This window comes from Luteococcus sp. Sow4_B9, assembly GCF_052116585.1.
Taxonomy (GTDB): Bacteria; Actinomycetota; Actinomycetes; order Propionibacteriales; family Propionibacteriaceae; genus Luteococcus.
In genome coordinates, this window is sequence record NZ_JBQKKT010000014.1 from 38,080 (window position 1) to 52,119 (window position 14,040).

Genomic DNA, 14,040 nt, shown 5'->3' on the forward strand with positions numbered 1-14,040 from the left:
GTCCTCTCACGGCGTCGTTCACGCCATCATGCCCCTAGTCATGCAGGGCTCGACGGTGCCACACCGCGCGTGCGGACCAGCGACCGTCCTCGTGGGTCAGGCGGAGCGGCACGTCGAATGCCTCGCTCATCAGCTCGTCGGTGAGCACGTCCTGGATGGGACCGGACGCGACGACGCGTCCGGACTTGATCAGCAGCGCATTGGTGATGCCCTCGGGAATCTCCTCGACGTGGTGGGTCACCATCACGCTGGCCGGGGCCATCGGGTCGCTGCACAGGTCGCCCAGGGTCCGGACCAGCGCCTCGCGGCCAGCCAGGTCCAGTCCGGCGGCCGGCTCGTCGAGCAGCAGCAGTTCGGGATCGGTCATCAGGGCGCGGGCGATCTGCACGCGCTTGCGCTCCCCCTCGCTGAGGGTGCCGAAGGTGCGGTCGGCCAGCCGGTCGATCTCCAGCTGGGACATCAGCTCAACCGCCCGCTCGTGGTCCATGTCGTCGTAGTCCTCGCGCCAGCGACCCATCACGGCATAGGAGGCAGAGACGACGACATCGCGCACCAGTTCCTGCTTGGGGATCCGATCCGCAATGGCAGCCGAGGTGACACCGATCCGGGGCCGGAGCTCGAAGACGTCGACGGCGCCAAGCATCTCTTCCAGGATGGTTGCGGTTCCGCTGGTGGGGTGCATCTGGGCGGCGAGGATCTGCAGCAGCGTGGTCTTGCCGGCGCCATTGGGCCCGACGAGCACCCAGCGCTCGTCCTCCTCGACGACCCAGTTGATGTCATCGAGCAGCTTAGCGCCGCCACGCTCGACCCCGACGCCCGACAGATCAACCACTGATGCCATGGTGAAAACCTATCCGACCGCGGCGCGCTCCCCCAAGCCAACCCCGGCGGATAGTCTCGCGCCATGCTCGAGGTCTGTCTGAATCTGGCCATCGCCCTGAACCAGTTGTCCGGAAGCGGCACCAGCGCTGCCCGGGCGGAGCAGCTGGTGCTGGGCGATGGGCGTCCGCACCACGTCCACGATCCGGATCAACTGCTGGGGCTCGACCCCCTGCACGCCGTTCCGCTGCGGCAGGCTCTCGCCCGGATCGAACACGGAGCGCTTCCAGGTCAACCGGCCTGGGCCCTCTTGCTGCCCCGCCCCGGACGGATGGCCGGACTGCGGGGTCCCGCCGAGCTGAATGCGGGCGGTCTGGAGCGCGGTGCCGTGGTGTGCGCGCACGATGGTTCGCTGGCGTGGCTGGCCACCGTGGTGGGGGCCGGCGTCCAGTGGCGGCTGGTGCGTGCCGAACGTCCCCTGCCCGCGCCGGACCCTCGTGAGACGGCGCGGATGCTCTCGCAGGTGGTGGCCGGGGCCACCAGCGCGCTCCATGGATTCCCCCTGCTCGACGGGTCACGTCCCGAGCCGGGCCGGTCCGTGATGCTCGGCGCCGGTTACCCCGCCAGGTCGCAGACCCTGCTCGACCGCGCCCTGCTGCTGCTGTCGGCCGCCGAGGCCGGCCTGGCCCAACAGCACCAGGCCCTCCATTCGCATGCTGCGCTGAACAGCGAACGGCACCTGCGCGAACTCGCAGGTGCCGCCCTGGATGGTGTGAGTGCTGCCGTCTCCTGGCCGCAACGGGCTCTGGACGCGTGACCGTCTCCGGCAGTGTCGCCACTCGGCAGGTCAGCCGCCGGTGCTGTGCACTCCCCCGTCGACGTGGATCATCTCGCCGGTGGTCTTGGGGAACCAGTCACTGAGCAGCGCGACGACGCCCTTGGCCGTGGGGACTGCGTCCGTGGTGTCCCAGCCCAGGGGTGCGCGGTCCCCCCAGGTGTCATTGAAGGTGGTGGAGCCCGGGATCGCCTTCTTGGCGATGGTGTCCAGTGGTCCCGCGGCGATGATGTTGCACCGCACGCCTTCTGGACCGAGGTAGCGAGCCAGGTAGCGGCTGGTGGATTCCAGGGCGGCCTTGGCCACGCCCATCCAGTCATAGGTGGGCCAGGTGATGCGGCCGTCAAAGGTCAGGCCCACCACCGAGACGTCGTCGCTGAACAGCGGCTTGCACGCCATCGTCAGGCTGGCCAGGGAGTAGGCCGAGACCTGCAGGGCATTGGCCACGTCCGGCCAAGGGGTCGTGAGGAATCCACCACCCAGTGCGGTCTCCGGGTTGGCATAGGCGATCGAGTGCACGATGCCGTCCACCTTCTCCAGACCATTGGCCCGCAGCAGCTCGGGCAGGCGCGCCAGGTGCTCGTCGTCGGCGACATTGAGCTCGATCAGGGCCGGCACCGGATCCAGTGACTTCGCGACGCGTTGCGTAAGGCTCATGGCCCGGCCGAAGTTGCTGATCACCACCGTGGCGCCCTCTTCCTGGGCGATCTTGGCCACTTGGTAGGCGATCGAGGTCTTGTGGGTCACGCCGGTGACCAGGATGGATTTTCCTTCGAGGATTCCCATGGACTGCCTTCTGTGCTGGTTTGGTTCGCTGCTGGTGTTGGACCGATGATCCTGGGGTTGTACCGACGATCTTGGGGTTGTACCGACGATCTTGGGGTTGGACCGAGGATCAGTGTCCCATGCCCAGGCCACCGTCAACCGGGACCACTGCACCGGTCACGTAACCGGCCTCGTCACTGGTCAGGTAGCGCACGGCAGCGGCAATGTCACCGGTGGACCCCAAGCGCCCCACCGGAATGCGTTCCTTGTAGCCCTTGATGAGGTCCTCGTCGAGCACCGCGGTCATGTCGGTCTCGATGAAACCCGGGGCGACCACATTGCACGTGATCCCGCGGCCGCCCAGCTCGCGAGCGATGCTTCGAGCCATGCCCACGAGGGCTGCCTTGGAGGAGGCGTAGTTGACCTGACCGGCAGACCCCAGCAGCGCAACCACCGAGCTGATCAGCACGATCCTGCCGTGCCGCTGCTTCATCATGGGGCGGACGGCGCGCTTGACGACGCGGAAGGTGCCAGTGAGGTTGGTGTCGACCACCTGCTCGAAGTCCGCATCGCTCATGCGCATCAGCAGCCCATCCTTGGTGATACCCGCATTGGCCACCAGGATCTCGACGGGGCCGTGGGTCTCCTCGACCTGCTTGAAGGCCGCCTCCACCTGCTCGGGGTCCGTGATGTCGCACTGCACGCCCAGCACGCCCTCGGGCACGTCGCCCGAACGGTAGGTGGCGGCCACCCTGTGCCCGGCGGCGGCCAGATCGGCCGCGATGGCCCGTCCGATGCCCTTGCTGCCACCGGTCACGAGCACGCTGCGGGGCTCTGGCACGGCAGCGAGGGCGGCGAAGGTGGACTGGGCGTCGGCAATGTCATGGCTCACCCGTGCCACGCTAGGCGAACCGTCGTGGGGCCAGCCTGTGCGCGGGAACAATGTCCCGGAACCTTATTTGGAGGAATCGGCACCGTCCCGGTCCAGACCACGCCGGGGCACGCGGCTGGCGCTTGGTCATAGAGTGGCGCCGTGGGCACTTCGAAGACTGCATCCCGCAGGACCGGTTCGCGTACCGTCGCAGATGATCCGGTCCTGATCACGGATGCCCGTCTGGCCCGAAGTCAGGACATCGAGATGCGTCAGCGTCGCTATGTCATGACCATGATCATCCGCACGACGTGCTTCTGCACGATGTTCTTCGTTCCAGGCTGGTGGAAGATCGTCGCGATCAGCGCAGCCGCGGTGCTCCCGGCGATCGCCGTGGTTCTGGCCAATGCCCGCGACAACCGGACATACCCCGGTGACATCGCCCAGCCGGACGACGAAGCCGCCACGATGCTCGCCCTGGCCCCGGGGCCAGTGATCCGCGGCGAGGTGGACGAGACCCACTAGCCCCCCCAGCCCCTCGGCCGGGGCCGTCCAGCAGGACGAGACCCCAGTTCTGTCGGTGCCGACGGGTACGGTGGTGGGCGTGAAGAAACTGTGGCTGCGATGGATTGCACTGGTGGTCTTCGTCACGCTGCTCGGGGCCCTGTTCATCCGGCTTGGTGAATGGCAGATGCACCGGCTGGAGTGGCGACGGGGCGAGAATGCGCGCGTCACCACGTACCAGCAGCAGCCCGTGAAGCCCTATGAGGAGGTCTTCGCCGGGCCCATTGGGCACGACGAGCAGTGGCAGCGCGTCCGGGTGACCGGAACCTACGACGCGGAGAACCAGATCCAGGCCCTGTACCGCAGCCAGAATGACCAGGCTGGCAGCGAGGTCTTCACACCGCTCAAGGCCACTGACGGCCGCTACGTCCTGGTGGACCGGGGTTTCCTGCCCCGTGAACAGGGCGGCCAGGAGATCGCGGTGCTGCCCGATCCGCCCACCGGAACCGTCGAGGTGGTCGGTTACGTCCGTCGCAGTGAGAACGGTAAACCCGCCGCCATGACGCCGCAGGACAAGCTGGTCCGACTCGTCAATGCCGAGGAACTGTCCAAGACCCTGCCCTATACCTTGGTGGACGGTTACATCGGCCTGGTGGAGAGCAAGCCCGAACAGTCCGGTGGCCTGTTGCCGATGACCACCCCGGAACTTGACGAGGGACCACACCTGTCCTATGCCCTGCAGTGGTTTGCCTTCACGGTGATCGCGGTGGGTGGGGTCTTCGTCCTCATCCGCAATGACCTGCGCGACCGCAAGAAGGCCCAGGCCAGGGCTGAACGCCGTGCCCAGAAGCTGGCGAGCGCGTCGGCTGCGGACACCACTGCCGGCGGGGCCGGATCCAGCCCCGCCCCAGTCCCAGAGCAGTCCGAAACCACCACACACACCGCAACCCCTCAGGAGGATGACAATGCAGCTCGGTCATGACGGCAAGGTCTTCGTGGTCACCGCAGCCAGCTCGGGGCTCGGCCTGGCCACCGCCCGTGAACTGGTCGCGGAAGGCGCCCAGGTTGTTCTGGTGGCTCGCCGAGCGGAGGCGCTCGCGGACCTCGAGCAGGAACTTGGTGCCGCCACCCTGGCCGCCGATCTGGCGGCCACCGACACACCTCAACGTGCGGTCGACCTGGCCCTTGAGCGCTTCGGGCGTCTCGACGGCGCCCTGGTCAGCGTCGGCGGGCCAGCCAAGGGCTCGGTCCTGGGCACCACCGACGAGCAGTGGCAGCAGAGTTTCGACTCGGTCTTCATGCCTGCCATCCGGATGGCTCGGGCGGTCTTCGGGGCCAATGCGGCAGCCCGGATTGGTTTCGTCCTGTCCACCTCCGCACGCGCGCCCCTGCCGAACATGGCCCCCAGCAATGGCATGCGTCCCGGCCTGGCGATGTTGGTCAAGCAATTGGCAGACGAGGTGGGCCGCGACGGCGGCCGCGCCTTCGCGATGATGCCCGGTCTGATTGCCACGGACCGCCTGACCTGGCTCTACTCCCAGGCCGACGACCCGGAGGCAGCCCGCGCCAAGGACGAGGCCAGCATCGCGTTGGGCAGGCTCGGCAAGCCGGAGGAGTTCGGACGGGCGGCGTGCTTCCTGCTCTCGGACGCCGCGTCCTACATCACCGGCAGCCTCGTCGCGCTCGACGGCGGCGCCCTGCGCACGATCTGAGGTTGGGTGGGACTCGAACACGTCGCCGACCTGCTGGTCTGTCCCACCTGCGGGCAGCGCTTGACGATCGAGGAGCGAACCCTGGGCTGCCGCACCGGTCACCGCTTCGACCAGGCACGGCAAGGTCATGTGAATCTGCTCGGCCGGGCCGCCCCGGCCAATGCCGACAGTGCCGAGATGGTCGCCGCCCGGGCGCGTTTCCTGGGCGGCGGGCACTACCAACCGATCGTCGACGCCCTGAACGGCCGGATCCGAGCCCCTCGTCGCATCGTCGAGGCCGGTGCCGGTACGGGCCACTACCTGGCGGGTGTGCTGGACGCGCACCCCGACGCGGTGGGGCTGGCCACGGACGTCTCACCGTTTGCTGCCCGCCGAGCCGCCAAGGCCCATCCTCGGATGGGATCCGTGGTGGCCGACACCTGGGCCGGTCTACCCGTGCGCAGCGGGGTGGCCGACGTGGTGCTGTGTGTCTTCGCCCCCCGCAATCCCGCGGAATTCAGCCGGATCTGCGTTCCTGGGGGCCTGCTCCTGGTGGTCACGCCCAATGAGGGACACCTCGCTCAGGCGAGAGAACAACTGGGCCTGCTCGGGATCCAGGACGACAAGCTCAGCCGACTGAACCGATCCATGGTCGGGGCCTTCGAGGCCGTGTGGAGCCAACGGATTCATTGGACCCTGCAGCTCGATGCCGCTGCCCTCGCGGACCTGGTGCAGATGGGGCCCAATGCCTTCCACGAGCACTCCCGTGTGGAGGACGGACTCGAGGTGGACGCCGACGTCCAGCTGAGCGTCTTCCGTCGACCAGCCGGCTGAACGACCGTCAGAACGTTCCCCGCCAGGCGTCATTCGAACTGCGAGTGGTAGAGCTCCGCGTAGGGTCCGTCGGCCGCGAGCAGCTCCGTGTGCGTTCCTCGTTCCACGATGCGGCCGTTCTCGAGGACGAGGATCTGGTCGGCAGCGCGGACCGTGGACAGGCGGTGGGCGATGACCACGGAGGTTCGATCATGCATCGCGGCATCCAGAGCGCGCTGGACCGCCACCTCGGATTCCGAGTCCAGATGGGCCGTGGCCTCGTCGAGCACCACGATGGGCGGCGCCTTCAAGAGCAGCCGGGCGATCGCGAAGCGCTGACGCTCACCCCCGGACAGCCGGTAACCCCGCTCCCCCACCATGGTCTCCAGCCCGTCGGGAAGTCGGTCCACCAAGGGAAGGATCTGGGCCGCAGCAAGGGCGTCACGCATCTGCTGCTCAGTGGCACTGGGCGCGCCGTAGGCCAGGTTGTTGCGGATGGTGTCGTGGAACATGTGGGCGTCCTGCGTCACGTAGCCCACCATCTCCTGGAGGGAAGCCTGGGTGAGCTCCCGGACATCGTCTCCGCCGACGCGCACCCGGCCACCGGTCACGTCGTAGAGCCGCGTGAGCAGGTTGGTGATGGTGGTCTTGCCCGCGCCCGACGGACCCACCAGCGCGACGGTCTGCCCCGGCGAGACGTGGAAGTCGACCCCGTCGAGCACCTGCTGGTTCCTGCTCTCGTGGCCGGGCGTGACGGGCTCCAGCGAGGGCAGGGAGACCAGCTCCGGATCCGGGTAGGTGAAACTGACGTCGTCGAAGTCGATTGACGCGACGCCACTGGCTCGGCGCGCATCCGGTGCATCCTTGATCAACGGCTCCAGGTCGAGCACCTCGAAGACGCGCTCGAAGCTGACCAGCGCGCTCATCACGTCGACGCGCACATTGGTGAGCTGCACCAGCGGGCCGTAGAGGCGCGCCAGCAAACCCACCAGCGCCGTCAGGGTTCCCACCGTCAGGCTGCCCTTGATCGCCATCCAGCCGCCGGCACCGTAGACCAGTGCCGTGGCCAAGGCGGCCACCAGGGTCATCGCCGTCATGAACAACCGCCCAACCATGGCGATGGTGACCCCCGTCTCGCGCACCTGTGCGGCCTTGGCCGCGAACATGTCGTGCTCGTCCTGGAGACGCCCGAAGAGCTTCACCAGCAGCGCACCGGAGACGGTGAAGCGCTCGGTCATCATGGCCGACATGTCGGCGTTGAGCTGCATCGAGTCACGCGTCAGGCCCGCGAGACGGCCACCGACGATGCGTGCCGGAATCAGGAAGACCGGCAGCAGCACCAGCGAGGCCAAGGTCAATTGCCAGCTCAGCGAGACCATGGCTGCCAGCACAAGCACCAGCGAGATGACATTGCTCAACACACTGGACAACGTCGTGGTGAAGGCACGCTGCGCCCCGAGCACGTCCGACTGGAGGCGGCTCACCAGCTTTCCGGTGTGGGTGCGGGAGAAGAAGGCGAGCGGCATCGAGCTGACGTGGTCGAAGACCTGCGTGCGCAGGTCATAGATGAGCCCCTCGCCGACGCGTGCCGAACACCAGCGCTGCAGAATGCCGAGTGCGGCCTCCAGGACGGCAAGCAAGGCAACGACGCCGGCCATCTTCCACACCAGCGACGTGTCGCCCTTGAGCACACCGTCGTCGACGATGGTCTTGAACAGCAGCGGTGGCACCACACCCGCCACCGCGCTCAGGACGATGCACAGCAGGAAGACCAGCAGCAGCCCCTTGTAGGGACCGCCATAGCTGGCCACGCGACGCACGGTGCCCGGTGCGAGGTCGTGGTTCTTGACAGAGGGATCCTTGCGCAGGCCCCCCATCATGCGGCCGCCAGGGCCTCCCATTCCGCTCATCGTGGCTCCCGTCCGCCCGGCCTGTACGGCTCGGCTACTTGTCCTTGTTCTTCTTCTTGGACTTCTTGTCCTTCTTCGGCTTGGCAGGCTTGTCCTGCTTGGACTTCTCCTGCTTGGACTTGTCCTTCTTGCCGGAGGATGACTTGTCCTTCTTGTCCTGCTTGACCTTCGAATCAGGCTTGGTCTTCTGATCAGGCTTGGTCTTCTCGGCCTTGCCGGAGGACGCCTGCTTCGCGGGCTTGTCGACCTTCTTCGGCTTGGCGGGCTTCGCCTCGTCCTTGGCTGGCTTGCCGGGCTTCGCCTCGTCCTTGGCCGGCTTGTCGGTCTTCGACGCGCCGGTCTGGTCCTTCTTCTTGGACTTCTTGATCTTCGACGCTGCGGGCTTCTGGTCTACCGCGCTGGCCCGGGACTCCTTCACCGTCTTCACAGGGGTCTCCTGGGTCGGCTCCACTGCCGCGTCGTCCATCTCAACCACGCCCGCGGTCGATCCATTCCCACTGCGGGCAGGCTTGGTCGGCGACGGGCGACTGTCCGTGGTCCGGCGAGCGCGACTTCCGCCCCGCGCCAGTCGGGCACGGGCGGCCCCAGCTGCTCCTCGGGTGGCGCCCCCGCGGCCTCGCAAGGTCACTCCGGCTTCCTTCAACATCCCCTGCACCCAGCCATAGGAGCGGCCAAGATCATCGGCCATGGACCTGATGGCCTCGCCCTGGGCATAGCGCTCTGCCAGCTCCTTGCCCAGCGCAATGCGCTGGTCACCGACGATTCGCACACCAGGCGCCAGTCGTGGCTTGCGCTGCCTTCCGCTTGTCGATTCCGTCATGGCCCCGCTCCTTTGTCTCGCTTCCACCGCTGCCCTGCCGGTGTGTCCAAGATCAAATCACGTTGGGCGACGAAAACCAGCCGCCGCTCCGCGACTGGCGACCGTTTGCTGGCCAAGCGGCACCATGACCACGCCGGGAAGCCTGGAGGAGGCCCAGCACGCTCAATCAGGCCCAGCACGCTCGATCAGGCCCAGCACGCTCGATCAGGCCAGGGCCACGATCTCCCGGTAGTCCTCGCTCCACAGGTCCTCGTCCCCATCCGGGAGCAGCAGCACCCGATCGGGGTCGAGCGCGTCCACAGCGCCGGCATCGTGGGTGACCAGGACGATCGCGCCGGTGTAGGTCTTGATCGCCTTCAACACCTCCTCGCGGCTGGCGGGGTCGAGGTTGTTGGTGGGCTCGTCGAGCAGGAGCACATTGGCCGAGCTGACGACCAGCATGGCCAGGGCCAGTCGGGTCTTCTCACCGCCCGAGAGCACGCGGGCGGGCTTTTCCACGTCGTCGCCCGTGAACAGGAAGCTGCCCAGCACCTTGCGGCATTCGGTGGCATTCATGTTGGGCGCGCTCGCGACCATGTTGTCCAGGACGCTCGCCGAGAGGTCGATCAGGTCGTGCTCCTGGGCGAAATAGCCGATCCTGAGGCCATGACCAGGGATCAGACGGCCGGTGTCGGACTCCTCCACCCCGGCGAGGATGCGCAACATCGTGGTCTTGCCCGCACCGTTGAGCCCCAGGATGACCACCTTGGAGCCCTTGTCGATCGCAAGATCGACACCGGTGAAGACCTCGAGTGATCCGTAGGACTTGCTGAGGCCCTCAGCCATCAAGGGCACCTTGCCCACCGGCGCTGGCTCGGGGAAGCGGATGCTGGCCACCCGGTCCGCCTCGCGCTCCGCCTCCAGCCCGGAAAGCATCCGTTCGGCCCGTCGCGCCATGTTGTGGGCGGCGGCCGCCTTGGTGGCCTTGGCACCCAGCTTGTCGGCCTGCAGCAACAACTGCGCCGCCTTCTTCTCGGCATTGGCACGTTCGCGACGGCGCCGCTTCTCGTCCGTCTCGCGCTGCTTCAGGTAGAGCTTCCACCCCATCGAGTAGATGTCGATCTCTGCCCGGTTCGCGTCCAGGTGGAAGACCTTGTTGACCGTCGCCTCCAGCAGTCCCGTGTCGTGGCTGATCATGAGCAGGGCACCGGGATAGGTCTTGAGGAAGTCGCGCAACCAGCTGATCGAGTCCGCGTCCAGGTGGTTGGTCGGCTCGTCGAGCAGCAGGGTGTCGGCGCCGGAGAACAGGATTCGGGCCAGCTCGATGCGGCGGCGCTGACCACCCGAAAGGTTCTGCAGCGGCTCGGCGAGCACCCGGTCGGGCAGGTTGAGGTTGGCCGCAATCCGGTGGGCCTCGCTCTCGGCCCCATAACCGCCGGCCGAGATGAACTGTGCCTCGGCCTTGGCATAGGCGCTCATCGCCTGCTCTCGTTCGGCTCCCGTGGCCGAGCTCATCTTCTCTTCGAGATCACGCATCTTGATGATCACGCGATCGAGTCCCCGAGCCGACAGGATGCGGTCTCGGGCCAGCATGCTCAGGTCGCCGTCGCGGGGATCCTGCGGGAGGTAGCCGAGCTGACCGGAACGGGTCACCTGCCCACCGGCGGGCAGGCCTTCACCGGCCAGGATTCGAGTGAGGGTGGTCTTGCCGGCGCCATTGCGCCCCACCAGACCGATCCGGTCTCCAGGGATCACCTGGAAGGAGATGGGAGACAACAACAGGCGGGCACCCGCCCGAACTTCGAGATCCTTGACTTGCAGCACGTCGTCAAGTGTCCCATCCCGACCCCCAATGCCACTAAACCGCTAGCGTCGGGCCATGACGACCCGTCGCCTGTTCACCGCTGTGCTCCCCCCAATCGAGGCCATCGAAGAGCTCGACGAACAGGTCCTGCGGAAACGAAGCCTGCGAGGGCCCCGGGTCCGTTGGACCCCGACCCACCAGTGGCACATCACGCTGTTGTTCACACCCCAAGTCCACGAGGATCTGATCGACGACTACACTGCAGCACTCGAAAATGCAGCGCTGCAGGTGCCCTCCTTCGAGCTGGGCGTGGCCGGGGGCGGTGCCTTCCCTCGACGCGACCGCGCACGTCACCTCATTGCACTGCTCGACGACCCCTCGAATGGTCTGGGGCAGCTGGCCTCGGCACAGCGCGACGCGGCCCGAAGCCTGGGCATCCACTTCGACCCACGCCCCTACCGGCCGCACCTGACCCTGGGGCGACTTGACCGCCCCGCTCCTCTGGACGAACGGTGGGCGTGGCTCGACGCGCTACGCACGGCGCGATGGAGGGTGGGATCCGCCGCCCTGGTGCACTCGACCCTCGGCCCGAAGGGCGCCGAACACCGTGTGATACAGGAGTACACACTCGGCTGACCAGTGAAGTGTGGCTCCCGTTTCGGGAGATCCACATCCACAGCACGCAAGAAGGCGGCCGCCGGCTCCCAAAGCGTGGAACCGGCGGCCGGACGAGACTCAGGCCGGCTATCAGCTGAGCAGCTTCAGGCGGGCCGGGTCATCCTTGAAGGCCTCCTTGGCGTTGTCCTTGGTGACCACCACGGGATCGAGGGCGTAGACCGGGACGTCGATCTTGCCGTTGTTCTCCTTCTCGGAGGGCTCGGGCAGTGTCTCGCCCTTCTGCATGGCCTTGATCAGCTCGACGGCCTTGCCGACCAACAGCTTGGTGGGCTTGGCGACGGTGGACCACTGCTCGCCCTTCCAGATGCTGATGACGGACTCGTTCTCCGCATCCAGGCCATCAACGACCGGAACCGCCTGGCCGGCCTGCTTGCAAGAAGTCAGGATGGCGCGGGCGATGCCGTCATTCGGGGCCAGCACGCCGTCGATCTTCTTGCCCTGGTAGGAGCCAGCCAGCAGCGAGTCCATCCGAGACTGCGCCTTGGCATTGCTCCAGTTCTCGGTGCCGCACTTGTCGAAGGAGGTCTGTCCGGACAGGACCTTCAGGGTGCCGTCGTCGATCTTGGGCTGCAGCACGCTCATGGCGCCCTTGAAGAAGTTCGGGGCATTCGGGTCGGTGGGACCACCGCCGAAGAGCTCGATGTTGTAGGGGCCGGAGCCCTTGCGCGCCTTGAGGCCGTCGAGGAGCGACTGGCCCTGCAGCTCACCGGTGCGCACGGAGCCGAACTGGGTGACGGCATCCACGGCGTCGGTGTTCTCGATCAGGCGGTCGTAGCCAATCACCTTGATGCCGGCGCTCTTGGCCTGGCCCAGGACATCGCCCAACTGCTTGCCGTCGACGGGACCGACGACGATGACCTTGCAACCCTGCTGGATCATTGCACTGATCTGCTGTTGCTGTGTGGGGGCGGAGTTCTCGGCGGACTGCACGACGGCCTTCATCCCGGCCTCCTTCAACTGGGAGGTGAACAGGTCCTGTGCCTCCTTCCAGTTCTGGGTTCCCAGCCAGGGCAGGGAGATGCCGATCGAGGCGTCGGAGGCGAAGCCGGCCGAGCCGCTGGAGGCGGAAGCGCTCGCCGCGGAGCCGCCGCGGTCGGAGCCGCCACAGGCGCTCAGCCCAACCAGGGCGGTCATGCCGGCAGCACCGCCGAGCAGGGACCTACGGGTGACCTTCATGGGTTCTTCCTTTCGTGGTGCCGAGGGACCTCGACGTGGATGTGCGGGACGTCTTCGTCCCGCGGGTGTGGGGCGGTTCAGTTGGCGGCGGGATCGGCCTGGACGGCCGGCGCCTCGGGGGTCTGGTCGACGGGGGCAGCGGGGACGGGCTTGTCATCTGTCAGCTTGCTGCCGCCGGTCAGCCGGCCGATGATCGAGGGGCGTCCCTGGGTCTTGTTCCAGACGTCGAAGGCGACGGCGGCCAGCAGCACCAAGCCCTTGGTGACCTGCGTCTGACCAGCGGAGACACCCATCAGCATCAGTCCGGAGTTGAGCACGGCCATCACCAGGCCACCGATCATGGAGCCCACGACGGTGCCGATGCCGCCGCTGACGGCGGCGCCACCGATGAAGACTGCGGCAATCACGTCGAGCTCCCAGCCCACACCGTCGGCAGCAGCAGCACCATTGGCCCGGCCGATGTAGAGGATGCCGGCCAGCGCGGCCAGGAAGGACATGTTGAGCATGACCAGGAAGTAGGTCCGCTGGACGTTCACGCCGCTCAAGCCGGCGGCGGCCTTGTTGCCACCCACCGCGTAGACGTGACGTCCGAAGCGGGTCCGCTCGGTCATGACGTGGTAGATGATCGCCAGCACCAGCAGGATCACGCCGGGGATCGGGAAGGAGGTGCCAGCGTGGCCGGAGCCGAACAGCCAGGTGACATAGCCAATGACCACGGACACCAGGACAATGCGTGCAATGCTCGCCCACAGCGGGGCCTCATGCCCGCGACGGACGGCCTGCTTGCGTCGGCCCAGCTCGTGGAAGACGTACCAGGCGATGCCCAGCAGGCCGAGCAGCAGGGTGGAGTTGTTCATTCCGGTGAACGCGGGGCCCCACTCGGGCAGGTAGCCGGCACCGAAGAAGCTGAGCTCCTTGGGGGCCTGGAGCGTGATGGAGCTGGACAGCCAGGTCAACAGGCCACGGAAGATCATCATGCCGGCCAGCGTCGTGATGAAGCCGGGGATCCCCACCTTCGCCAGCCAGAAGCCGTGCCAGGCCCCGATCAGGACGCCCAGCACAAGGCCACCGAGCACGGCGACCATCCAGTTGAGCCCATGACTGGCCACCAGCCAAGCGACGACGTAGCCGACGAAACCAGCCACCGAACCGACGGACAGATCGATCTGGCCGATCACGATCACCATCAGCATGCCAAGCGCCATGATCAGCACGTAGGCGTTGCCGGAGATGACGCTCTGCATGTTGGCGGGAGTGAGCATCCGGTGCCCGGACATGATGTCGAAACCGACCGCCAGCACGACGAGCGCAAGGATCATCGTGTACTGCTGGAGGTTGTTGCCGAGGACTTGCTTGATCGCCTTCATTGTTCTTC

Annotated in this window: 14 protein-coding genes; 6 read left to right on the forward strand and 8 right to left on the reverse strand. The window is 66.9% G+C overall.

Annotation, left to right across the window (positions count from 1 at the left end):
- Positions 1-34 precede the first annotated feature (34 nt).
- On the reverse strand, positions 35-841 hold the full coding sequence (locus ACTQ49_RS09835; RefSeq protein WP_441827664.1) for an ABC transporter ATP-binding protein: 807 nt from the start codon (positions 839-841) through the stop codon (positions 35-37).
- Positions 842-904: 63 nt separating this feature from the next.
- Between ACTQ49_RS09835 and ACTQ49_RS09840 the strand changes: the two genes are divergently transcribed.
- Complete coding sequence (locus tag ACTQ49_RS09840) at positions 905-1,636, forward strand: hypothetical protein (RefSeq protein ID WP_441827665.1); 732 nt, start codon at positions 905-907, stop codon at positions 1,634-1,636.
- 30 nt (positions 1,637-1,666) lie between these two features.
- Here ACTQ49_RS09840 and fabI read toward each other — a convergent pair whose 3' ends face one another.
- Together fabI and fabG are read right to left on the reverse strand one after the other, a co-directional pair.
- Positions 1,667-2,440, reverse strand: a complete 774-nt coding sequence (gene fabI / locus ACTQ49_RS09845; RefSeq protein WP_441827666.1) for an enoyl-ACP reductase FabI — start codon at positions 2,438-2,440, stop codon at positions 1,667-1,669.
- 109 nt (positions 2,441-2,549) lie between these two features.
- Positions 2,550-3,260, reverse strand: a complete 711-nt coding sequence (gene fabG, locus ACTQ49_RS09850) for a 3-oxoacyl-ACP reductase FabG (protein ID WP_441827697.1) — start codon at positions 3,258-3,260, stop codon at positions 2,550-2,552.
- 192 nt (positions 3,261-3,452) lie between these two features.
- On the opposite strand from fabG, the gene ACTQ49_RS09855 reads away from it, so the two are divergent.
- The 4 genes from ACTQ49_RS09855 to ACTQ49_RS09870 all read left to right on the forward strand — a co-directional run bounded on the left by ACTQ49_RS09855 (position 3,453) and on the right by ACTQ49_RS09870 (position 6,319).
- A complete protein-coding gene (locus ACTQ49_RS09855; protein ID WP_441827667.1) occupies positions 3,453-3,815 on the forward strand; it encodes a DUF3099 domain-containing protein in 363 nt (120 codons plus the stop codon).
- 79 nt (positions 3,816-3,894) lie between these two features.
- Positions 3,895-4,776, forward strand: coding sequence for an SURF1 family cytochrome oxidase biogenesis protein (locus ACTQ49_RS09860; protein ID WP_441827668.1), 882 nt, complete (start codon positions 3,895-3,897; stop codon positions 4,774-4,776).
- On the forward strand, positions 4,760-5,506 hold the full coding sequence (locus tag ACTQ49_RS09865; protein ID WP_441827669.1) for an SDR family oxidoreductase: 747 nt from the start codon (positions 4,760-4,762) through the stop codon (positions 5,504-5,506). Before ACTQ49_RS09860 ends, ACTQ49_RS09865 begins: the two co-directional genes overlap by 17 nt.
- A 6-nt stretch (positions 5,507-5,512) precedes the next feature.
- Positions 5,513-6,319: a putative RNA methyltransferase gene (locus tag ACTQ49_RS09870; protein WP_441827670.1), complete on the forward strand. Its 807-nt coding sequence runs from the start codon at positions 5,513-5,515 to the stop codon at positions 6,317-6,319.
- A gap of 29 nt (positions 6,320-6,348) precedes the next feature.
- Here ACTQ49_RS09870 and ACTQ49_RS09875 read toward each other — a convergent pair whose 3' ends face one another.
- From ACTQ49_RS09875 to ACTQ49_RS09885, 3 genes are all read right to left on the reverse strand, one after another.
- Positions 6,349-8,208, reverse strand: a complete 1,860-nt coding sequence (locus tag ACTQ49_RS09875) for an ABC transporter ATP-binding protein (protein WP_441827671.1) — start codon at positions 8,206-8,208, stop codon at positions 6,349-6,351.
- Positions 8,209-8,242: 34 nt separating this feature from the next.
- On the reverse strand, positions 8,243-9,028 hold the full coding sequence (locus ACTQ49_RS09880; RefSeq protein WP_441827672.1) for a helix-turn-helix domain-containing protein: 786 nt from the start codon (positions 9,026-9,028) through the stop codon (positions 8,243-8,245).
- Positions 9,029-9,232: 204 nt separating this feature from the next.
- Positions 9,233-10,831 (reverse strand): ABC-F family ATP-binding cassette domain-containing protein, encoded by a 1,599-nt coding sequence (locus ACTQ49_RS09885; protein WP_441827673.1) that lies wholly within the window; start codon positions 10,829-10,831, stop codon positions 9,233-9,235.
- Positions 10,832-10,886: 55 nt separating this feature from the next.
- Here ACTQ49_RS09885 and thpR point away from each other — a divergent pair, with 55 nt between their 5' ends.
- A complete protein-coding gene (thpR, locus tag ACTQ49_RS09890) occupies positions 10,887-11,447 on the forward strand; it encodes an RNA 2',3'-cyclic phosphodiesterase (protein ID WP_441827674.1) in 561 nt (186 codons plus the stop codon).
- A gap of 111 nt (positions 11,448-11,558) precedes the next feature.
- Here the strand turns inward: thpR and ACTQ49_RS09895 are convergent, their stop codons facing one another.
- Entirely contained in the window at positions 11,559-12,665 is a 1,107-nt protein-coding gene (locus tag ACTQ49_RS09895) for a substrate-binding domain-containing protein (protein WP_441827675.1), read from the reverse strand.
- A gap of 77 nt (positions 12,666-12,742) precedes the next feature.
- A complete protein-coding gene (locus ACTQ49_RS09900; RefSeq protein WP_441827676.1) occupies positions 12,743-14,032 on the reverse strand; it encodes a sugar ABC transporter permease in 1,290 nt (429 codons plus the stop codon).
- Positions 14,033-14,040: the final 8 nt, after the last annotated feature.